This window comes from Adhaeribacter soli (genome assembly GCF_008727925.1).
In the GTDB taxonomy this organism is placed as follows: domain Bacteria; phylum Bacteroidota; class Bacteroidia; order Cytophagales; family Hymenobacteraceae; genus Adhaeribacter_A; species Adhaeribacter_A soli.
In genome coordinates, this window is the sequence record NZ_VTWT01000001.1 from 262,373 (window position 1) to 283,277 (window position 20,905).

Genomic DNA, 20,905 nt, shown 5'->3' on the forward strand with positions numbered 1-20,905 from the left:
TGATGGGAACTAATGCGTAGGCTATGTAGCGGGGAAGAAAGCGGGGTTGGTTATTTGTCGGGTAAAAGCCGGCTGATGTATGGTTGTTGGTGAGAACACACAACAACGGCGAAAGGTCGTGCCCGATTATTTAATCTTTAAGGAATACCAGAGATGGTTCTTTAAAATCACAAGTCCTTTTCAGGACTACAAAGCATGTTTTATGGTTATTTATATGTACTCATGGTTGCGCAAAAAACAAAAGAGCCTTCGGCAGAATCAGGATCGCTGCCGAAGGCTCATGCCTAATCTCCAGATTAAGTAGCCTTTATTTAGCTACGGCCGGAAATTTATAGATCTCGAATTCTATGTTGGAAATATCGCCTTCCGATTCGCCGAGGTGGCTGAGGGTGAAGTAAAGCTGCCCGTCTTTGCCCAGGGTAAAGGTATCGGGCCATTTAAGCACGGAATCCTGCACGAGGGTTCTCATTTCCCCGGACGGAGTACGGTAAACGATGGCATTTTTCTCCAGATCGGCCATGTACAGGTTGCCGGCTTTGTCGAAGATCATGCCGTCGGGCGCCGGGGTTTTACCAAGGTTCTTTACATTTTGGGCAATTTCGGCTTCGTTGCCGGCGGCCAGGGCAGCGGTGGGTACCTGGTACAGGGTGTAGCCGGTTAAAGCGTGGTAAAATAAATAATCGTTGTCCGGCGATAAAGCGATGCCGTCGGAATGGATCTGCGGTTTTTTGCCTTCGCGGGTCCAGGTTTTACCATCTATCTTTAGAGATATATTTTCGGATTTGGTGGAAGGGTGGTTTGCCAGGAACCGCTGCGCCTTTTTTGTTTTCGGATCCAGGACTACAATGGCGCCCATGCCGGAATCGGTAATGTAAATGCGGCCGTTTTTATCGTCTACCCGCAAATCATTTAAGTAAGATTTTGCCGGGGCTACGGTTTTATCGAAGGTGTATTTGTTTTTCAGCTTGTTCGTGTTCAGGTCGAACTCGTAGAGCATGGCATTGCCCACCACGCCTTTCATTTTAGGGCTGCTGGGGTCCAGTACGTAAAGCGAATTGCCGTGCGCCACCACCGATTGCACACAGGTAAACTGGTTGGCTCTGGGTTTGCCGTTCCAGAGGTTCCAGGTGGAATCGGGATAGGCTTTTACGTTGCCGTCGGGCATAATTTCTACTACCGAAAAAGGGATGAAATCGTGCCAGCGCGGAAAGTTGGCAAACATGCGGCCGTTATCGGCAATGGTAATGCCGGTTACCTGCGCGCCGGTAAAGCCGATCACTTTGGTCAGGCGGCCGGCCAGGCGGTTGGTTGCAGTAGCGGAAGTATCGGAAGTGGTTGCGGTGTCGGTCCGGGTGGTGGTTTTGGTACTTTCGGTGGTGGTACGTTTCTGTTCGCAACCGGTAACTAAAAGAAAGGAAAGAAAGGTAAGCGTTAAAAAGTGTTTCATAATTTAAACGTTAGCTGGTACAAATTGCTTTTCTTTCTTTATACTTAAGCTTTTGCGTAGGGTTAAGATTGGGGTGAAATGGTAGCTTTCCGGCCGGGAAAAGTAAAAGGCTTTGTGGTGAGAAAATATTCGCTTTAGCATTGGCAAGGTCGTTTCATTTAGGAAGCGGTCTTTGAATCAGGAGTTCCTTGTAGCGTAGGGTTTAAACCCTACGCTACAAGGAACAAGTAAATCTGGCTTTAGGAAGATGGCTTCCGGGAGGAAAGTATGACGGCCGGAAACAAAGAAAGCAGCCCGTTTGAGCTGCTTTCTTCCTTTAGTTTAACTTTCCCTATTATCTTCGGAAACCGTTTTTGCAGCTGTCGCCTCAATGAAGTTGAAAACTTCAGATTCATTTATAGGTCCAGGTTACCGCTTCGCTAAAATCTGAACCAGCCAAAGTAAGATTAATGCGGCTTGTCTCTACGGGTGGAATTTTCGGGGCAAAGTTGCCGTTAGGCAGAAATAACAAAGGCACGGATCATTTCCTTGCCTTTGTCTTACGTTTGATTGAATCCGGGAAAAAGGACCTTAATCCGCTTTCAGTTTTTCTTTAAATACCTTCTCAAGTTTTTCCATTTTCGGTTTTATTACATACTGGCAGTAAGGTTCCTGGCCGTGCAGTTTGTAGTAATCCTGGTGGTAGTTTTCGGCTTTGTAAAATGTAGCTGCCGGGGCAATTTGCGTTACAATAGGGTTGGGGAAAACCTGCTGCCGGTTCAGTTCCTGCATAAAGTTTTCGGCTACTGCCTTCTGTTCGGGCGTGTGGTAAAAAATTACGGAACGGTACTGGGTTCCCACGTCGGCGCCCTGGCGGTTCAGGGTGGTTGGGTCGTGCAGTTTCCAGAAGATTTCCAGTAGCGTTTCGTACGAAATTTCCTTCGGGTTATAAGTTACCTGAATTACTTCGGCGTGGCCGGTGGTTCCGGTGCAGACTTCTTTGTACGAGGGGTTTTTGGTATGGCCGCCTTCGTAACCCGATTCTACTTTGTACACGCCTTTCAGATCCTGGAAAACGGCTTCGGAACACCAGAAACAGCCCATGCCAAAAGTAGCGGTTTCCATGGAAGGGTTTCCGGAGGTATTATTTTCTGCTGAAGTCATAAGGGTAATGAATAAGGTGAAAATTGCTGCAAGATAAAGCCTGAACTTGTTGTTTTTCATATTTTCCGAACTATACGAAAGTATTACTAATAAGACCAGAAAACCAGCAAGGAAATTCATTTTTGACTTTATTGCCTAATCCGATAGCTTTTTCAGAAATATAAACGGTAGGTTTTTAAAAGAAAAAGCAGGCTCCGGATAACCGAAACCTGCTTTTTACAAAGTTGCAAAATTGAGCTTAGTTTGCTTTTATGAATTTACCGGTGCTCAGTACTTCCTGGCCGCTGGTAATTGTATAGATATAAATACCGGCCGGCAGGTTGTTTACGCTGGTTCCGGCTTCAGCACTCATTTGGGTTAAGTTCAGTGTTTTTACCTGTAAACCGCCAATAGTATAAATCTGTAAAGTGGCATTTTCAAGCGTGCTGCCGTTCAGGTTGAAGCGGAGGCTTTCTTTTACCGGGTTCGCTGCTAAAGCGATTTCCGGCTTCAGGGTTTTGTTAAACTTAACGGTAGCCACTTTGCTGTACTCAAATGTACCGTTGTAGTCTACCTGTTTCAGGCGGTAGTAAAGTTGCTTTTCTGCTCCGTTTACCTGATCGGTGAAGGTGTAGTTTATTACCGAGGAACTGTTGCCATGGCCTCTTACCTGACCGGCTTCAGTCCAATTCATGCCGTTACCGCTTCTTTCAATAATGAATTTATCGTTGTTCAATTCGGTAGCCGTGGCCCAGTTAAGCTCTACGCCGTTGCCTTTTACCATGGCTTTAAAGGAAAGTAATTCTACCGGTAATGGCTGGAATTTGTTTAACGGGGCATTTTCGCCGGTTACTCCGAATACCGAAAAGCTGGTAACGTTAGCAAGGCTTCTGGTGTAAGGGCTGCTTCCGGAAGCGGGGGCCAGCGTAGAGGTAGTCCAGCCTTCGGTGGTGTATTGAGAGATGCCGGTCTGGCTACGGTTAAAGTCAAGTTGCTCATCGGCACTGGTCCACTGGAATTGTACGGTTGCGTTAGTGCCGCCTTCGGTTTCTTCTTCCATGATCCAGGTGGTGTTTACTACTTTGCTGGTAATCTCGCTGCCGGTCGGTACAAAAGTTTCGTCGTAAGCGGTGTAAAGTTTCGGCATAACCGATACATAAAAATTATCGGCGGTACTGCTGTTTGCCAGCGTAATGGTGGCCGGGTTGTAGGTGGTTTCGGTTCCTACCGGGAATGTAACAGTCTGGCCTTTGCCGATAGCCTGCATCAGAGCGCCGGTACCTTTGGTCTTAATGTAATTGGCCGCGTTTGCTCCCGTAATGGTGCTGCCGGACTGCATGAGCAGGTTATTATCTTTTAAAACCAGGGAACCGGAAGTAAAGGAGAGTTTACCTCTTACCGTAATATTGGAATTCAGTTGTTTTTCACCGGTACCGGATACCGTTAAATTGCCGTAGGTTGCTGCTGAAATAAGCTGGTTCCCCTGGGCATAATCAACGGTACTTGTAGAGGCAAGCGTACCTAAATTCGGAGCCGCTGCACTTCTTACGGTAAGCGTGGCATTTGCCTGCAGGTCCAGGGCTGCCGTTAAAACCGTTCCAGCCGGGATGGTAAAGTTAACGGCGGATCCGCCATTGTCAAGAATTACTTTAGAACCGAAACCACTCACTGTCCAGCTTTTTGCAATGGTTTTGGCAGAACCGTTCCGAATGTTAAAGATCTGTCCCGGATTGGTGAAGTTTGCCGGTGAATTTCCGCTGCCATCTAACCGGCTGCCCCAGGTGTTCAGTTCGCTAAGATCGCCGGCGCTTTTGGAATAGTATTGGTTTGGGGTTAGGGCTGCAATGGTAACGTCATCAATCGCCAGGGCGTGGTCGTTGGCTTTATGGTTAATATCAGTCCAGCGGAACATGATCTCGCTTCCCGGAGCCAGGGAGATGCCCGTTACAGTATATTCTACATAGGTGCGGTTCGCGGCAAGATTGCCATCCAGGGCGTAAGCAGTGCCGCCTTTCACCGGAGAAGTGAAATCCAGGGCCGTTACTGTATTCCAGGTGCCGGAAGTCTGGACTACCGAGGTAATTGCGCTAGCGCTGGTGCGGTAGGAGAATTCCAGGGACTGGGCACTTGCCTTGCTGTTGCGCCATTGTTCGCCGGTAAAACTGATATTAAAAGCCGTAATGGTAGCATTGGTATTGTTTTTCATGCGTACCCCCCAATAGTAGTTGCCGGTGTTGCCGGAACCGATAGAACCTAAAGCTCTGTCGGCACTGCCGGTAGCGCCAAAATTGTAAAGGCTTGGGTTGCTGTTGGTGCCATTGCTCACTACCAAAGTAGTCAGGGAACCGTTCGAACGATCGGCATACCAGTTAGGAAGGGTGCTGTTGTTTACCCAGTTTACAGAACTTACAGCGTTCAGGGTATTAAAATCCTGAGTATAGGCTGCTTCTTTTCCAAGGCCGGTAATAGAAACCTGGGCCTGGGCTGATGAACCGCTTAAGAATAAGATAAGGGCGGCAGCAATTTTCTGATATGTTCTGAACATAATATTCGGCTTTAAATGTATTCTGATGATTGCCAGGGTTTGTTTCCGTAGCTTTCTGATACAAATTTGGCCTGAATAATGGCTCAGCTCTTTTTTATTCGATGAACAGGTGGAAGTAACCGATGAAAATGCCGGTTTGCCCGATGAAAAATGCGGCGGGATTTTCCGGTGAACCGATAAGATTTATCAGAGAAAGGTGCTTTCGTATGAACCTTGGAGCAATTGTAGTTGTTAGAACCACCTTAGTTGAGACGGGAATTCCGTTGACTGAAGTCAACGGCAATGGATTTAAGATTACAAGGTTTACTTTTCATACCTGTGGGATGGCTGGAAATTATAAAAAACAGCGTTAATAGTTTAAGCTCACCATTTAAATACATGGCAATTCCTTGCCGTTGACTGAATTCAACGGAATTTCGGCATTGGATTAAGAATCTCAGGTGCCTTCTTTTTTGTTTTGAAGGCCTTTCTTTATCTGCTGTTCTTCCATGGTGTCGAGTACTTTTTCCGGCTGCACATCCTTTTCCAGTTCTTTTATTTCCGGGTCGTAGGCTTCTTCAATGTTCATTTTTTTGGCGATTTCCGATACCATTTTTACCAGCCGGGTTACTTCGTGTTCGGTTAAAAGGCTTACCTGCAAATCCAGGTCGGCGCGTTTATCGGCTTGCGCCGTCATGCGGTTCTGGCTGATGAGCACAAAGGTGGAAAGGAAAATAGCTTCTACGGAGGCTTCCATGGCCAACACCACAAAAGTAGGGTCGAAGGGTTTTAAGCCCAGCCAGCCCAAGTTCCAGACAATCCAGAGCCCGAAAAGAACGAGGTGGATGTAAACGAAAGCCATGCTTCCGGTAAAGCGGGTAATTGCATCGGCAATCCGGTTCTCCACCGATTTTGCCTTTTTTTCCTGCCGGCGTCGCTCCAGTAAAGCTTTTATGTTGCGTTCCACAATCCCCGTCATCTGCGATTGGGGTTGGGGTTCCGGACCGGAGGAAAGTTGCTGGGCCATAAGCGGGAAGGTAAATCTTCCTTTCTATACGTTTTATCGGTTGTTGCGGATCGGCCACGCAAGCGGTTCAGGTAAAAAAGAAGAAAGCCGCTATCTGTTGAGAAATAGCGGCTTTAAACGAGAAGCTTTTTATTATAAAAGGATGATGAGCGAACCTGTTTGTCTGAACACGATTTTAAGGATTGATAGGATGGACAGGATTATTTGTAAAAAAGTTACTGTGAACCCGGAGCGGAAACAGAAAGAGTGAAGTTGAAATGGTGCCGGAATTGGTGCCGGAATTGGTGCAGTAAACTCCTGGTTCATTTAAAACTTACAAAAGGCTTTGGTTGCAGGTTCTATTGTTCGGGCATACGCCGCTCCTGGATTGTAATTATCTCTTTCTCTGTAATTAGATTCTGTCTATCCTTTCAATCCTTTAAATCGTGTTCAAGACAATTCGGCTAAAATACACCTAGAGTTAAATCAATTTCTGAATTGCCAAAAAAGTGGAAATCAGATCAGATCGAAAGCCATGGCGTACTGGGAAATTTCGTAAGAAGAGGAAACGCTGAGTTTCTTTTTGAAGTGCTTCCGATGGGTGTCTACGGTTGCAGTAGAAATAAATAAGATATCTGCAATTTCGTTCGAGCTCTTACCCAGGGCGGTTAATTTCAGTACGTCGCGTTCCCGGTTGCTGAGGGTGGCAAATTTGCTATAGTTATTGCGCAAAAAGTCGTTCTCTTTCTGAAGCCGCTCCACTTTGGTGGTTAAATGATGGGAAGTATCTAAGGGCAGGGCTATGGTAATATTTAAGACAGGCCTGCCATCGTCGTCGTGCATCAGGATCTTTGTGGAAGAAGCGTACCAGGTCCACTTATGATCTTCCGAAGGCCGTACCTGCTGGAAATAGCATATCCATTCCTGCCGGTCGTTGCGTTGGAGCAATTCCATTATTTTAGGTACAAAATGTTTGGATTCTTCGGGATTAAAAAAGCGGTCATGGTATTCAACGCCTAAGTTTTTTAATTCTTCCACGGTAAAACCTAAAATTTCGGTTCCCCTTTCAGACATATAAACTACCGATAAATCCAGGTTATTGTGGATGATTATTACGCCGGGAAGTTCATTGGCAATAGCTTCGATCTCTGCAATTTTGGCTTGAATGCGTGCCTCCAGCGAGTTTCCGTCTTCGGTAGGAGGCGTACTTGGGGTAGCGTTTTGCATATAGTGGTGAATTTGGGAATTTCAATTTACTAATTATTATAATAAAATTACCTGCTACTGGGTATTTTAATTCCGAAAATTTATTATAGGGAAATAATTACAGAGAAAGGAATTTTTCTGGCTAAAGCTGCCTTTTAAAAGGTAAACAGAAGGTGCAACGCGGCAGAAGGGCTAAAGGCTTGTTCCAGCCCTTGCCATATAATTGGGCAACCTAAATTTTCAGCAATAATATAAGAATAATGGCCGGAGAACGGCGCGGCATTATTCGTTTTGCCCAGATATTTGTACCTTTGCAGCTTGTAGACCCTACATATGAAGAATATTCGGAATTTTTGCATCATTGCACATATAGATCACGGTAAAAGCACCCTGGCCGACCGCCTCCTGGAGTTTACCTCTACGGTAGCCCAGCGCGAAATGCAGGCGCAGCTTTTAGATAACATGGACCTGGAGCGGGAACGCGGCATCACCATCAAAAGCCACGCCATCCAGATGGTATATAATTATAAAGGCGAAGAGTACATCCTGAACCTGATCGATACCCCCGGCCACGTCGATTTTTCTTACGAAGTTTCCCGTTCCATTGCTGCCTGCGAAGGCGCATTATTGATCGTGGATGCCTCGCAAGGTATTGAAGCCCAGACCATTTCCAACCTGTACCTGGCCATCGGCAATGACCTGGAAATTATCCCGGTACTGAACAAGATCGACCTGCCGCATGCCATGCCGGAAGAAGTTTCGGACGAGATCATCGACCTGATCGGCTGCGATAAAGCGGACATTATTCCTGCTTCCGGCAAGGCAGGTATTGGTATTAAAGAAATTCTGGATGCCATTTGCGAACGCATTCCGGCCCCAAAAGGCGATCCGAACGCACCGCTGCAGGCGCTTATTTTCGACTCCGTTTTTAACTCTTACCGCGGTATCGAGGTTTATTTCCGGATCATGAATGGTACGCTGAAAAAAGGCGACAAGGTAAAGTTCGTGAACACGGGCAAAACCTATAATGCCGATGAAATTGGGGTGCTGAAACTGAACCAGGAACCACGCGACGTGATGAGCGCCGGCAACGTGGGCTACCTGATCTCGGGTATTAAAGATGCCAAAGAAGTAAAAGTAGGCGATACCATTACCACGGTAGATAACCCGACGAAGGAATCGATCCAGGGTTTTGAAGAAGTAAAGCCTATGGTTTTTGCCGGTATTTATCCGGTAGAAACCAGCGAATTCGAAGAATTGCGGGCCAGTATGGAAAAGCTGCAGCTGAACGATGCCTCCCTGGTTTGGGAGCCGGAAAGCTCGGCCGCCCTTGGTTTTGGTTTCCGTTGCGGGTTCTTAGGCATGCTGCACATGGAAATTGTGCAGGAACGCCTGGAACGCGAATTCGACATGACGGTAATTACCACCGTACCAAGCGTGCAGTTCAAGGTATTTTCCACAAAAGACGAAGAAATTACGGTAAATGCGCCTTCGGATATGCCGGAGCCGAACTTCATTAAAACCATTGAAGAACCGTACATCAAAGCCCAGATCATTACCAAATCCGATTATGTAGGTTCGATCATTTCGCTTTGCATGGACAAACGTGGTATTATCAAAGGCCAGAATTACCTGACTTCCGACCGCGTGGAAATGATCTTTGAAATGCCTTTGGCTGAGATCGTATTCGACTTTTTCGATAAACTGAAAACCATTTCCCGCGGCTACGCCTCTTTGGATTACGAACTGATCGGTTTCCGGACTTCGCACCTGGTGAAGCTGGATATTATGCTGAACGGCGAAAAAGTGGATGCGTTAAGCGCCATCGTGCACCGCGACAAAGCTTACGACTGGGGCCGCCGCCTGTGCGAAAAGCTAAGAGAATTGCTGCCGCGCCAGATGTTTGAAATTGCCATTCAGGCCGCCATCGGGCAGAAGATCATTGCCCGCGAAACGATTTCGGCCATGCGCAAGAACGTACTGGCCAAATGCTACGGCGGTGATATTTCCCGTAAACGGAAACTCCTGGAAAAGCAGAAGAAAGGAAAGAAACGGATGCGCCAGGTCGGCAACGTAGAGATCCCGCAGGAAGCGTTCCTTGCTGTGCTCAAACTCGACTGATGTGAAAAACAAAAAGCCCCAACGTGCGAAAGTATTTTGGGGCTTTTTGTTTTCGATTATTCGACTGTTCGAATTTTCGTAGGTCCGACTTTTTGAGGTGAAAAGGGTAGCGCTTTAAATAATTTCTTCCATATGGTTAAAACTTTTGATTAATCTTTCAAATAATAAGAAAATTAAAAACTTATTATGGGAGAATTATTTAAAAAGTACTGGGAAAAAAAAATCCGAGGAAGAGATTTTAAAAGGTTTGAAAAACTTGAACAATCCTAAAGACAAAAAAATAAGAAATGAGGAAATACAGTATTTAACGAGATTACTCCGGAAGTATAAAATTTCAAATCTCTTAAATGAATAAAATTATTAATTCTTAATTATAAATTATTAATTACAAACATGACTCTCCTAGACGGAAAACAAACAGCCGAAACCATTAAAGAAGAAATTGCCGCCGAAGTTAAGAACATCATTGCCGAGGGCGGCAGAGCGCCTCATTTAGCGGCTATTCTGGTAGGTAACGACGGCGGTTCGGTAACTTATGTAACGAATAAAGTGCTGGCTTGCGAAAGAGTGGGCTTCGAATCTACTTTAATTCAGATGGAAGATACCGTTTCGGAAGAAATACTGCTGGGCAAGATCGCGGAACTGAACAACGATCCGGAAATAGACGGTTTTATTGTGCAGCTGCCTCTCCCTAAACACATCGATACCGAAAAAGTACTGGAAGCGGTAGATCACCGGAAAGACGTGGACGGTTTTCACCCGGTTAACGTAGGCCGGATGGTGGCCGGATTGCCTGCCTTTTTACCGGCTACTCCCTATGGAATTCTGCAACTACTGGAGCGGTATAAGATCGATACCTTCGGGAAGCATTGCGTGGTGGTTGGCCGGAGCAAGATTGTGGGTACGCCCATGAGCATTCTGATGAGCAAATGCACCTATCCGGGCGAATGCACCGTTACCATTTGCCACCGCAATACCGTGGACCTGGCACACCACACCCGGCAGGCCGATATTCTGATTGTGGCCATTGGTAAGCCGGAATTCATTACCGCCGATATGGTGAAAGAAGGAGCCGTGGTGATAGATGTGGGAACCACCCGGGTGGCAGATGCTACGCGCAAGGCTGGTTTTAAACTGAAAGGCGACGTGAAATTTGACGAAGTGGCGCCGAAATGCAGCTATATTACACCGGTGCCTGGCGGGGTTGGTCCTTTAACAATAGCCATGTTGCTGAAGAATACCTTGCGGGCGGCCAGGCACGAAATCTATGGTGAACTTGCCGCTAACTAAATGTTTAAGTGTGGTTGGCAGGTGGTAATATGAATTTTTATAGGCTTCACCATTTCTTCAGAATTTTAACCGATCATTCGTGCTTAAAGGCCGTATAGAAAGCAAAAGCAGGTTGCCTGGCAGCCAAAAAATAAAAATGCTTATATTACGTTCTTAAATAGTATCGAAAACAGCCTTGCTGCTGTACTTAAAAGATTTGGTTACCTTTATGGTTGCTCAGTCGCTAATGTAGGTGGCTGAGCAATTTTTTGAATTTAATTACCTTGGAAACACTATTACGCAATTCAGCTGAATCCCCGGAAATTGTTCCTGCCGACGGAACAAAACTTCCGTTGATGGAAGCCTTTTACACCATACAGGGAGAAGGTTTTCATGCCGGCCGGGCCGCATATTTTATTCGTTTAGGTGGCTGTGATGTCGGCTGCCACTGGTGCGACGTAAAAGAGTCGTGGAATGCCGACGACCATCCGCTTACCTCCATAAACAGCATTGTAGCGGCGGCAGCGGCTTTTCCGGCGAAACTGGTGGTTATTACCGGCGGCGAACCGCTGATCTATAACCTGAAACCGTTGACCCAGAAACTGCACGAAAAAGGCATTCAGACGTTTATTGAAACTTCGGGTGCCTATCCGTTATCCGGCGAGTGGGACTGGATCTGCCTTTCGCCGAAAAAATTTAAAGAGCCTACCGAAAGCATTATGCCGCACGTAAGCGAACTGAAGGTGGTAATTTTCAACAAATCCGATTTTGCCTGGGCCGAAAAATTTGCTTCCCGGCTCGATCCGAAAGCTCGTCTTTTCCTGCAGCCGGAGTGGAGCAAGTCGGAGCAGATCACCCCGCTCATAGTGGATTATGTAAAGAATAATCCGAAGTGGCAGATCTCTATTCAAACCCATAAGTACATGAACATTCCGTAGGTATATGTTCCGAAAGAGCTGGTTAATTGTGTTTTTTGTTTGTTTGCTGTGCCCGAAGGTTTTCGCCCAATCCGAAAAACTTTCGTCTACGGTTCCGCGCGCGGTACTCATGTATCAGCGTAGCATGCAGGCCGCCAAAGACCGCGATTTCCAGAAGGCGATCGAGCTGATGGATAATGCCATTAAACGCGATCCTAAATTCGGAGAAGCCTATTTGCGCCTGGGCGGCTATTACAAAACGATGGCTAATAAGGGCCTTGCCTTCGAAAATTACAAGAAGGGCATCAGCGTTTTGCCTTTCAACCCGGCCCTGGTAAATGATTATCTTACCGTAGCCGATGCAGCCATTAACCAGGGCGATTACAAGTTTGCCGAAGAGCAGTTTACTAATTTCTTAAAGGCCAGCGAAGGAAATCCGAAGGTACAGAAAAACGTGCCGTATGCCGAAATGCAGGTTAAAAGCTGCCAGTTTGCCCAGGAAGCCATGAAGAACCCGGTCGATTTTAAACCTTCCCGGTTAGGCGGCCATATCAACCAGTTTGCTTACCAGTACTTCCCGACGGTTACGGCCGATCAGCGGCATTTTCTTTATACCGGCCGTGGCGCCAGCCCGGATGCCGACGAGAACCTGTACCTGTGCGAAAAAGTGGACGGCCGCTGGAGCGCGCCTGCTTCGGTTTCGGCCATGATCAATACCCAGTATAACGAAGGGGCCGGCACGATTTCCGGCGACGGCAAAACCCTGGTATTTACTTCCTGTGAACGACCTGATTCCCAAGGTGATTGCGACCTGTATATTTCCGTTAAAAAGGGCGACCAGTGGAGCAAACCGAAAAACATGGGCCCGATCGTAAACTCCGCATCCTGGGATTCCCAACCATCTTTATCGGCCGACGGGCGGACGCTTTATTTTTCTTCGCTCCGGAAGAACGGCAGCTTTGGCCAGGAAGATATCTGGGTAACGCGGCTGCAGGAAAACGGTACCTGGAGCGGGGCGGTTAACGTTGGCGCGCCCATTAATACGCCCGGAAAAGACATGGCGCCCTTTATTCATGCCAGCGGTACCACGCTTTATTTCACCAGCGACGGCCACATTGGTATGGGCGGGCTGGATTTGTACGAAGCCAATTTCGAAAACAATGCCTGGTCTATGCCCCAGAATATGGGCTATCCGCTGAATACGTTCGAAGACGAAGGTTCTATTTTCATTACGTCTAACAATACCAAAGGCTATTATTCCCGGCAACTTACCAACCCGAACAGCGGCAAACGGGCCATCGATCTGTATGAATTTGACGTTCCGGCTGCCTGGCGGAGCAAAGAAACCACTACCTATGCGGCCGGACGGGTTTTTGATGCAGTAACCAAACGCCCGATCAAAGCTGATGTGCAGCTTTACGACCTGGCCAAAGACGAGCTGATGCAACAGGTAAATTCCGATCCGGTAAACGGCGAATACACCATTGTGCTGAACGAGGGCACCCAGTATGCCATGTACGCCGCCGCGGACAATTACCTGCTCAAAAGCCTCAACTTCGATTACCTGAACAAAAAAGATTTTAACCCGCTTACCCTCGATATTTACCTCGATCCGGTAAAGCCGGGTGCTTCAGTAGTGCTGAACAACATCTTCTTCGGAAGCAACAAATATAATTTAGAAGGAATTTCCAAAACCGAACTCAAAAAACTGATCACGTTTATGCGCCGCTACAATACCATTCGGGTAGAGATATCGGGGCATACCGACGATGTTGGTTCGGATGAAGCCAACAAAGAGCTCTCGGAGAAACGGGCGCAATCGGTAGCGGCTTATCTTGCTGCCAATGGTATTTCCAAAGACCGGATCAAAGCCATTGGCTACGGCGAAACCAAACCGGCCGTACCGAATAATTCGGAAGCGAACCGGCAGCAAAACCGCCGCATCGAGTTCCGGATTTTGTAAACTAAAGCCGTTTGTTTTTGTTTCTTAAGTTTCCTTTTTGTCATCCTGAGCGCAAGCGAAGGACCTCGTCGGCTATTGGTAGTTTTTTAGTTTTAATTGCTACTGTTTTTCAAATTTTCTTCCTGGTTTTTAGTAAAAGGGTTATTTATTCTAAGCTTTCTTCTTTGCTCCTCATTACTGTAAAAAGAACCACCCCCAACCCCTCCTTGAAAAAAGGAGGGGAGCTTTTTTTTCTCCCTTTCTTTATTTGGCTTTTGAGCCTGAAATAATAGTGTTTTCTGCCGTTTGCTACAAAACGCTGCTGTTAAAATTTGGAAGTACAATGCTCCCCGCCTTAAACAAGGAGGGGCTTGGGGCAATGCTGTCAACTTAAGGAAAGGGCCAATACATTATTAGGTCATTCTGAGCCTGTCGAAGAAACTATTGGTTACTACTATGGCATTTGGGCGTAGCAATAAATGCCTTTCTTTCGGGTTCGGTACGCGATAGTTCCCTCAACTTCGTTCGGGATGACCATATAAACTCTTAAATTGACAGCATTGGGGGCTGGGGGTGGTTGTATTTTTAAGTTCTGCACAATAGGATAACCGCACCATTTTTGATAGCTGAATCGGAACGACGACTTTTTGGAACAACTCCGGCAACTGAGTTTGGGAGTTTGAGAAAAGGCAGCTTTAGCAGTTGGATTGAGTCTTGGAGGGATTCAGATGGCATTTGGAACGTGAAAAATTAACCACCCCCAGCCCCTCCTTGAAAAAAGGAGGGGAGCCTTTTTTCAAGGAGGCAACCTCTGAAGGGGAGCTGACTTGTAGTTCTTCGTATTCTCAGAATTCAAATTCCCTACACGTTTAGAGTAAAGTCCTGAAAATGCTTAAATCCTGAAAATCCTGATGCTGAAAGTAAAAAAGAAAACCCAGCCGTTTGGCTGGGTTTTTTGCTATAAAAACATAACGTTTAATTATTTGCGCTCTGCCATTGGAATATAATCGCGAACGGTTTCGCCGGTGTAGATCTGGCGCGGACGGCCGATCGGCTCTTTGTTCGTGCGCATTTCTTTCCACTGGGCGATCCAGCCTGGGAGACGGCCTAAAGCAAACATAACCGTAAACATTTCGGTTGGGATGCCCATGGCGCGGTAAATGATACCAGAGTAGAAGTCTACGTTCGGGTATAGTTTGCGGTCAATGAAATAAGGATCGGTCAGGGCAGCTTCTTCCAGTTCCTTGGCAATGTTCAATACCGGATCTACTACGCCCAGGTCCGCCAGAATGGTGTCGCAAGCCGCTTTGATGATCTTCGCACGCGGGTCGAAGTTCTTGTAAACGCGGTGACCGAAGCCCATTAAACGGAACGGATCGTTCTTGTCTTTGGCTTTCTCGATCCATTTTTTAGAATCGCCGCCGTCGGCTTTAATGGCTTCCAGCATTTCAATTACTTCCTGGTTTGCACCGCCGTGCAGTGGTCCCCAAAGGGCACAGATACCAGCAGAAACAGAAGAGTAAAGCGAACCGTTTGCCGAACCTACCAGACGTACGGTAGAAGTTGAGCAGTTTTGTTCGTGATCGGCGTGCAGAATTAAGAGTTTGTTCAGGGCATCTACTACTACCGGGTTTACTTTATATTCCTCGGTTGGGTAAGCGAACATCATGTGCAGGAAGTTCGAGCAGTAATCGAGGTTGTTTTTAGGGTAGATAACCGGGTGGCCGATCGAGTTTTTATAAGACCAGGCGGCAATGGTAGAAAGCTTGGCAATTAAGCGGATAATGCTCAGGTTCATTTCCTCTTCGGTCTGGTTCGGGTTCAGCGACTCCGGGTAAAAAGCGGTAAGCGAACCGGCCAGCGAAGAAAGAATACCCATCGGGTGGGCAGTAGAAGGGAAACCATCCAGGATCTTGCGGATGTCTTCGTGCACCAGCGTGTGCATTTTGATCTTGGTGCTGAATTCTTCCAGTTCGGTGGCGGTAGGAAGCGAGCCGTAGATCAGCAAATAAGCAACTTCAATGAAGTTCGATTTCTCCGCCAGCTGGTCGATCGGGTAACCCCGGTAGTTCAGAATGCCCAGTTCACCGTCGAGGAATGTGATGGCGCTTTGCGTGGCGCCCGTATTTTTATAGCCCGGATCGATGGTGATGTAACCGGACTGGTCCCGGAGCTTAGAGATATCAACTGCTTTTTCGTTTTCGGTGCCGGTAATTACTGGCAATTGGTAAGATTTACCATCTAAGATAATTTCTGCGATTTCTGCCATTAGAGAAAAATATGGTTGTGAGTAGTTTGCTTATCAAGACCGCAAATTAGATAAAAATCAATTAAAAAGAAATGTAAAATTCCTATTCTTGAATTTATTAACCTTGGCTTAATTTTAACCAAACCTGAACTGCGCCTTAATACTATTTTAAATCATTAAAGTTTAATTTGTGTGCATGCATACTATATGAACTATGCCGGCTCTTTGATGATTTTTTGCATGAAAGTCGAAAGATGCTACAGAAATATGCTATTTTTAACGTGGAGGTACGTACCTTTGCGGCAGATTTTTAAAACGCTATACTTTAGAGCCTGAAATAAGGTTATTAAAGCAGCGTTCCTTATATAAAGTTAGTAACATGAATATGATAACCACCGATATTTGCATTATCGGCGCCGGACCGGTTGGCCTATTTGCCGTTTTCGAAGCCGGACTGTTAAAGTTGCGTTGCCACGTAGTAGATGCCATTGCCCAGCCAGGCGGTCAGCTTTCGGAGATCTATCCGAAGAAGCCGATATACGATATCCCGGGTTTTCCGGAGGTACTTGCCGGCGACCTGGTAAATAACCTGATGAAGCAGATTGAGCCGTTCAAACCTACTTTTACCCTGGGCGAACGCGTAGAGCACCTGCACAAACAGGAAGATAAATCTTTTATTGTAGAAACCGTAGCCGGAACCAAAATTGCCTGTAAAGTAGTGGTAATTGCCGCCGGTTTAGGTTCTTTCGAGCCACGCAAACCTGCTTTGGAAAACCTCGAGCAGTTCGAAGGCAAAGGCGTGAACTATATGGTGATCGATCCGGAGAAATTCCGCGGTAAGAGAGTGGTAATTGCCGGCGGCGGCGATTCAGCTCTCGACTGGTCTATTTTCCTGACCGGCGTTGCCTCCGAACTTACCCTGGTTCACCGCGGCAGCTCGTTCCGTGGCGCGCCGGAGTCGGCCGAGAAAGTGGTAACGCTTACCGAAGAAGGCCAGATGCGCTTGTTACTCAAATCGAACGTTACGGCCCTGAACGGGAACGGCGTGCTTCAGAAAGTAACCGTAGAAAGCGAGGATAAGAGTTCTACCGAAATTGAAGCCGATTATTTTATTCCGTTGTTTGGTCTGGTTCCGAAATTAGGCCCGATCGAAAACTGGGGACTGGAAGTTGAAAAAGGCGCCATCGTGGTGAATACCTTCGATTACAGCACCAACGTACCAGGCGTTTTCGCTATCGGCGACATCAATACTTATCCGGGCAAGCTGAAGCTTATTTTGTGCGGTTTCCACGAAGCGGCTTTAATGGCGCAAAGTGCTTACAGCATTATTAACCCGGATAAAAAATACGTACTGAAATACACGACCGTAAACGGCGTACCAACCCTGTAGGCATATGGACGAAATAAAAGTAACCGTTGTAGAGCCTTCCGGCGAACGCACCGAATTAACCGCGCCAACCGATATGGGCTTGAGCCTGATGGAATTCCTGAAAGCCAGCGAATACCCGATCCAGGCAACGTGCGGCGGCATGGCCCTTTGCGCCACCTGCCACGTAGAGGTATTGGATGGCCCCGAACTCCGCGAACCATCTGATGACGAAGCCTACATGCTCGAAAGCCTGCCGACTTCCACTTCGCGCAGCCGCCTTTCCTGCCAGATCAAGCTTTCCGAAGAAATAGACGGAATTGTGGTTAGAATTGCTGCCGAAGACTAAGGTATATTTTGAATGTTTTAAAAACTCCCGTCCGGAAAAGGCGGGAGTTTTTTGTTTTATAACGATACTGTTTTCAACTAAAAAGTCCCGAACGGCCAGGCAGATTATTCGTAAGCAGAACCAGCAATCTGAAAAATATGGACAAAACCTACGAAGGAAAAACCGTGCTGATAACCGGCGGCGCCCAGGGAATTGGCTTGGGTATGGCTCAGGCTTTTGCCCGCGAAGGCGCTACGGTTATTTTAGCTGATTGCGATCAGAAAGCAGGCGCCGAAGCAGTGGAGAAACTGAAGCAGGAAAAGCTGGAAGTTGCGTTTGAATTATGCGATGTAAGCCTGGAAAACCAGATCGTGGAATTGTTCGAAACAGTAGGCCGGGAGAATAAAAAACTCGATGTGCTAATAAACAATGCCGGTACCGGTTTTCAGAAACCCGTTCCTCTGGAAGAACTGCTGGCCTCCGATTTCGACCGGATCCTGAACGTAAATTTGCGCGGGCCTTTGCTCTGTACCAAATATGCCTTGCCGCTGCTGCAGAAAAGCAATTTCCCGGCAGTACTGAATATTACCTCCACAAGGGCCTTTATGTCGGAACCGAATACGTTTGGTTATTCTGCTTCCAAAGGCGGACTGGAAGCACTCACCCACAGTTTAGCCATTAGTCTGGCCGAAAAACGGATCCGGGTAAATGCCATTGCGCCGGGTTGGGTCGAAACCGGCCCGTGGGAAAAAGAAAGCAAACGCTACGAACCAAAACACAGCAAAGCCGATAAAGAACAGCATCCGGCGGGAAGGGTAGGAGTGCCCGAAGATATTGCCGAAGCAGCCCTGTTTCTGTGTTCCGAAAAAGCATGCTTTATTACCGGCCAAAGCTTAACCATAGACGGTGGCATGACGGTGAAGATGATCTACGTGTAAGCAAGCTACGTAAGTGTATTAACCGTCAGATTGAAAAGCTGATTAAAACCTAACGCTCAAAGATATGGATGTGCCTGAATGGATAATGGCGGGTGCCTGGGGTTTGCTGGCCGGATCGGCGCTGCTGATCGGAGCCGCAATCGGTTTTCTGGCACCTATCAAACAGCGGATAATTGCCAGTATCATGGCGTTTGGGAGCGGGGTGCTTATATCGGCCTTGTCTTTCGATCTGATGAATGAAGCTTTTAAACAGGGAGGGATCCGGCCGGCATCCATCGGTTTTTTTGCCGGAGCAGCTATTTTTACCGGGGCCAACATGATCCTGAACCGGCAGGGAGCCAAACACCGGAAGCGGTCCGGCAATCAGCAGCCCAAGCAAAGCGAATCCAGCGGCTTGGCTTTGGCAATCGGCGCCTTGATCGATGGCATTCCGGAGTCGCTGGTAATTGGGGTTAGCATGTTGTCGGGTGCGGGGGTAAGTATGGTAGCTGTTATTGCCATATTCCTTTCCAACCTGCCCGAAGGCCTGTCCAGTTCCGCGGGTATGCGGAAAGCCGGCCGTTCGTTGCGCTACGTTTCTACCGTGTGGTTTACCATTGCTGTTTTGTCCGGAGCTGCTTCCATTTGTGGCTATACGTTTTTCAGCGGGGTTTCCGACCAGACCATTGCCATTATCACTGCTTTAGCAGCCGGGGCAATTTTAGCAATGCTGGCCGACACCATGATCCCGGAAGCCTTTGAAGAGGAACATGAATTTACCGGCATCATTACGGTAACCGGTTTCCTGGTAGCTTTTTTTCTGAGCAAGGCCGAAATAGGTTTTTAAATCCGAATGCCTATTGCTTTATTTTTCCGAATTCCCGGTTAAACCAATGCCATCCGAAAAAGTATTCGTTTACCTTTCTGAAGCTTCTTTGAAGTTACCTTATAAATCAAGATTTCTCTGTAGAGCTACAGCGCTACAGAGAAATTCATTAGCCCAAAGCAATTTCAAAAGCTGCTCCGGGTATTTATGAGATAGCTTCTCAGTCGTTTTTCATGATGGGAATAGAAGGGTCTTTGCCTTGGATCGCGTTGATCTTGTTCAGGAAAATGCGGGCAATATTGGCCGCGCGTAACTTCGCCTCTTCGGTAACCGGTCCTTTAAAATTCTCCGTAAGCGTTTCGTGAAAAAGGTAAAGCCACTGGCTGAAATGTTCCTGGCCAATGGGCAAAAAAGCATGCTTCGGAAAAGTCTGTCCCGAATAAGACAAAGTTCCCAGTAAGATCGTGCTCCAGAAACGGTACATGATGGGTAAATGCTTTTCCCAGTCCACCTTGGAAAGGTCGTTGAAGATCGGCGAAAGCAGGGCATCCTGGTTTACTTTATCGTAAAAAGTATCTACCAGTTTTTTGATGTCCTCTTCCGTAGTTATATCGTGGCGTTCGGTATTCATATTTTTTAATTTGGAGATTTGAAGATTTGGAAATTTGAAAATGGAAAACTGGAAAGTAGGGCATTGAATCGTGATAATTAATAAAATTCAGGGACAAATTTAACCTTGAAGGTGTTTCAGTCTTTTTATTATTAACCAAAAATGATTTTGACGAATACTCTTCATTTTCAAATCTCCAAATTTCCAAATCTCCAAATTTTCAAATTCACTTCACCAGCAGCATTTTAAAATCGGCGATGGCTTTCAGGCTGTGCGGTTCCCTGGCCGGGATCAGGATCACTTCGCCGGCGCGGAGTAATTGTACATTGCCCTGCATGCTGAATTCACAAAAGCCTTCCAGTATTACCAACAACGCATCTTTGGAGGTTTTATGTTCCGGCAAACACTGTCCGGCGGAAAAAGCAAGGAGAATTGTTCTCTGACCGTCGTTGTCCAGTACCACTTTTCGTTGAAAATTATCTCCTGCATAACTGATCTGATCAGCCAGGTTTTCCATGTTTTCAGTTATTTCCGGGTTTTCAGGTAAATACGACATTTTGCTGCAGGTTTATTAGGTAAAGGCTCAGTTGATTTTTTACATGTTCGAAATAAGTGGCCAGCCCCTCCGGATTATTGCTTTTCCGGAACGACTCCGGCAACGGGATCGGGTTTTGTTTTAATTGCTCGAAAAGCGCCGGATCAGCCTTCTGAATTTCCAGCGAAAGAGCTTCAATTTCCTGAAGCGTGTGGCTTAGCGTTTTCATATTATTGCGAATTAACAGGAACAGAAGTCCTGTCAGGTATTTAAAAAAGTTGAGGTTTTGGTCCGGCTTAAAGGATCTGGTATGCAGCTACCGGCAGGTACCTATGTCAGGGTTAAATAAATAAAGTGAAGGTTATCTTTTCCGGGGAAGCGGATTGGGGCGTTAACTTTAAGGATGCTTCCTTAGAAGAGATTCCGATGCACTTGCGTGTCCAGACCAGGGTTGCCACCAGTACAAAAGCAGGTATCAGATAATCCTTCATGGCTTGCGGTTTAATTTTTCAAAATTATTC

At 46.8% G+C, this 20,905-nt stretch carries 20 protein-coding genes; 9 read left to right on the plus strand and 11 right to left on the minus strand.

Annotated features, from left to right (window positions below; all coding sequences use genetic code 11):
* Positions 1-307: 307 nt before the first annotated feature.
* From F0P94_RS01010 to F0P94_RS01020, 3 genes are all read right to left on the minus strand, one after another.
* Positions 308-1,447, minus strand: coding sequence for an SMP-30/gluconolactonase/LRE family protein (locus tag F0P94_RS01010; RefSeq protein WP_150901840.1), 1,140 nt, complete (start codon positions 1,445-1,447; stop codon positions 308-310).
* 570 nt (positions 1,448-2,017) lie between these two features.
* A complete protein-coding gene (msrA, locus tag F0P94_RS01015) occupies positions 2,018-2,590 on the minus strand; it encodes a peptide-methionine (S)-S-oxide reductase MsrA (protein ID WP_225307084.1) in 573 nt (190 codons plus the stop codon).
* Positions 2,591-2,828: 238 nt separating this feature from the next.
* Complete coding sequence (locus F0P94_RS01020; protein ID WP_150901841.1) at positions 2,829-5,114, minus strand: T9SS type A sorting domain-containing protein; 2,286 nt, start codon at positions 5,112-5,114, stop codon at positions 2,829-2,831.
* A gap of 122 nt (positions 5,115-5,236) precedes the next feature.
* On the opposite strand from F0P94_RS01020, the gene F0P94_RS01025 reads away from it, so the two are divergent.
* Entirely contained in the window at positions 5,237-5,467 is a 231-nt protein-coding gene (locus F0P94_RS01025; RefSeq protein ID WP_150901842.1) for a hypothetical protein, read from the plus strand.
* A gap of 83 nt (positions 5,468-5,550) precedes the next feature.
* Here the strand turns inward: F0P94_RS01025 and F0P94_RS01030 are convergent, their stop codons facing one another.
* Positions 5,551-6,120 carry a DUF1003 domain-containing protein gene (locus F0P94_RS01030; RefSeq protein ID WP_150901843.1) on the minus strand — a complete coding sequence of 190 codons (570 nt, stop codon included), beginning with the start codon at positions 6,118-6,120 and terminating at the stop codon, positions 5,551-5,553.
* Positions 6,121-6,615: 495 nt separating this feature from the next.
* A complete protein-coding gene (locus F0P94_RS01035; RefSeq protein ID WP_150901844.1) occupies positions 6,616-7,326 on the minus strand; it encodes a LuxR C-terminal-related transcriptional regulator in 711 nt (236 codons plus the stop codon).
* A 312-nt stretch (positions 7,327-7,638) separates the two neighbouring features.
* Here F0P94_RS01035 and lepA point away from each other — a divergent pair, with 312 nt between their 5' ends.
* The 4 genes from lepA to F0P94_RS01055 all read left to right on the plus strand — a co-directional run bounded on the left by lepA (position 7,639) and on the right by F0P94_RS01055 (position 13,575).
* Complete coding sequence (gene lepA / locus F0P94_RS01040; RefSeq protein WP_150901845.1) at positions 7,639-9,426, plus strand: translation elongation factor 4; 1,788 nt, start codon at positions 7,639-7,641, stop codon at positions 9,424-9,426.
* Positions 9,427-9,819: 393 nt separating this feature from the next.
* The gene (locus F0P94_RS01045) at positions 9,820-10,716 is read left to right on the plus strand and encodes a bifunctional 5,10-methylenetetrahydrofolate dehydrogenase/5,10-methenyltetrahydrofolate cyclohydrolase (RefSeq protein WP_150901846.1); all 897 of its coding nucleotides are present in this window, start codon (positions 9,820-9,822) and stop codon (positions 10,714-10,716) included.
* Positions 10,717-11,051: 335 nt separating this feature from the next.
* Positions 11,052-11,633 (plus strand): 7-carboxy-7-deazaguanine synthase QueE, encoded by a 582-nt coding sequence (locus F0P94_RS01050; protein ID WP_150902380.1) that lies wholly within the window; start codon positions 11,052-11,054, stop codon positions 11,631-11,633.
* 4 nt (positions 11,634-11,637) lie between these two features.
* A complete protein-coding gene (locus tag F0P94_RS01055) occupies positions 11,638-13,575 on the plus strand; it encodes an OmpA family protein (protein ID WP_150901847.1) in 1,938 nt (645 codons plus the stop codon).
* Positions 13,576-13,667: 92 nt separating this feature from the next.
* On the opposite strand, the gene F0P94_RS19545 is transcribed toward F0P94_RS01055, so the two are convergent.
* Together F0P94_RS19545 and F0P94_RS01060 are read right to left on the minus strand one after the other, a co-directional pair.
* Positions 13,668-13,898: a hypothetical protein gene (locus F0P94_RS19545; RefSeq protein WP_191906875.1), complete on the minus strand. Its 231-nt coding sequence runs from the start codon at positions 13,896-13,898 to the stop codon at positions 13,668-13,670.
* A 635-nt stretch (positions 13,899-14,533) separates the two neighbouring features.
* Positions 14,534-15,823: a citrate synthase gene (locus F0P94_RS01060; protein WP_150901848.1), complete on the minus strand. Its 1,290-nt coding sequence runs from the start codon at positions 15,821-15,823 to the stop codon at positions 14,534-14,536.
* Between the two features lie 364 nt (positions 15,824-16,187).
* On the opposite strand from F0P94_RS01060, the gene F0P94_RS01065 reads away from it, so the two are divergent.
* The 4 genes from F0P94_RS01065 to F0P94_RS01080 all read left to right on the plus strand — a co-directional run bounded on the left by F0P94_RS01065 (position 16,188) and on the right by F0P94_RS01080 (position 19,260).
* Positions 16,188-17,192 carry an NAD(P)/FAD-dependent oxidoreductase gene (locus F0P94_RS01065; RefSeq protein WP_150902381.1) on the plus strand — a complete coding sequence of 335 codons (1,005 nt, stop codon included), beginning with the start codon at positions 16,188-16,190 and terminating at the stop codon, positions 17,190-17,192.
* A 4-nt stretch (positions 17,193-17,196) separates the two neighbouring features.
* Entirely contained in the window at positions 17,197-17,517 is a 321-nt protein-coding gene (locus F0P94_RS01070) for a 2Fe-2S iron-sulfur cluster-binding protein (RefSeq protein ID WP_150901849.1), read from the plus strand.
* A 137-nt stretch (positions 17,518-17,654) separates the two neighbouring features.
* Complete coding sequence (locus F0P94_RS01075) at positions 17,655-18,434, plus strand: SDR family NAD(P)-dependent oxidoreductase (protein ID WP_150901850.1); 780 nt, start codon at positions 17,655-17,657, stop codon at positions 18,432-18,434.
* 64 nt (positions 18,435-18,498) lie between these two features.
* The gene (locus F0P94_RS01080) at positions 18,499-19,260 is read left to right on the plus strand and encodes a ZIP family metal transporter (protein WP_225307085.1); all 762 of its coding nucleotides are present in this window, start codon (positions 18,499-18,501) and stop codon (positions 19,258-19,260) included.
* A gap of 199 nt (positions 19,261-19,459) precedes the next feature.
* On the opposite strand, the gene F0P94_RS01085 is transcribed toward F0P94_RS01080, so the two are convergent.
* The 4 genes from F0P94_RS01085 to F0P94_RS19550 all read right to left on the minus strand — a co-directional run bounded on the left by F0P94_RS01085 (position 19,460) and on the right by F0P94_RS19550 (position 20,875).
* Entirely contained in the window at positions 19,460-19,870 is a 411-nt protein-coding gene (locus tag F0P94_RS01085; protein WP_150901851.1) for a group III truncated hemoglobin, read from the minus strand.
* Positions 19,871-20,075: 205 nt separating this feature from the next.
* Positions 20,076-20,405 carry a cupin domain-containing protein gene (locus F0P94_RS01090; protein WP_150901852.1) on the minus strand — a complete coding sequence of 110 codons (330 nt, stop codon included), beginning with the start codon at positions 20,403-20,405 and terminating at the stop codon, positions 20,076-20,078.
* Positions 20,389-20,613, minus strand: coding sequence for a hypothetical protein (locus tag F0P94_RS01095; RefSeq protein WP_150901853.1), 225 nt, complete (start codon positions 20,611-20,613; stop codon positions 20,389-20,391). The genes F0P94_RS01090 and F0P94_RS01095 overlap by 17 nt, the downstream gene beginning before the upstream one ends.
* A 112-nt stretch (positions 20,614-20,725) precedes the next feature.
* Positions 20,726-20,875 carry a hypothetical protein gene (locus F0P94_RS19550; RefSeq protein WP_191906876.1) on the minus strand — a complete coding sequence of 50 codons (150 nt, stop codon included), beginning with the start codon at positions 20,873-20,875 and terminating at the stop codon, positions 20,726-20,728.
* Between the last annotated feature and the right edge of the window lie 30 nt (positions 20,876-20,905).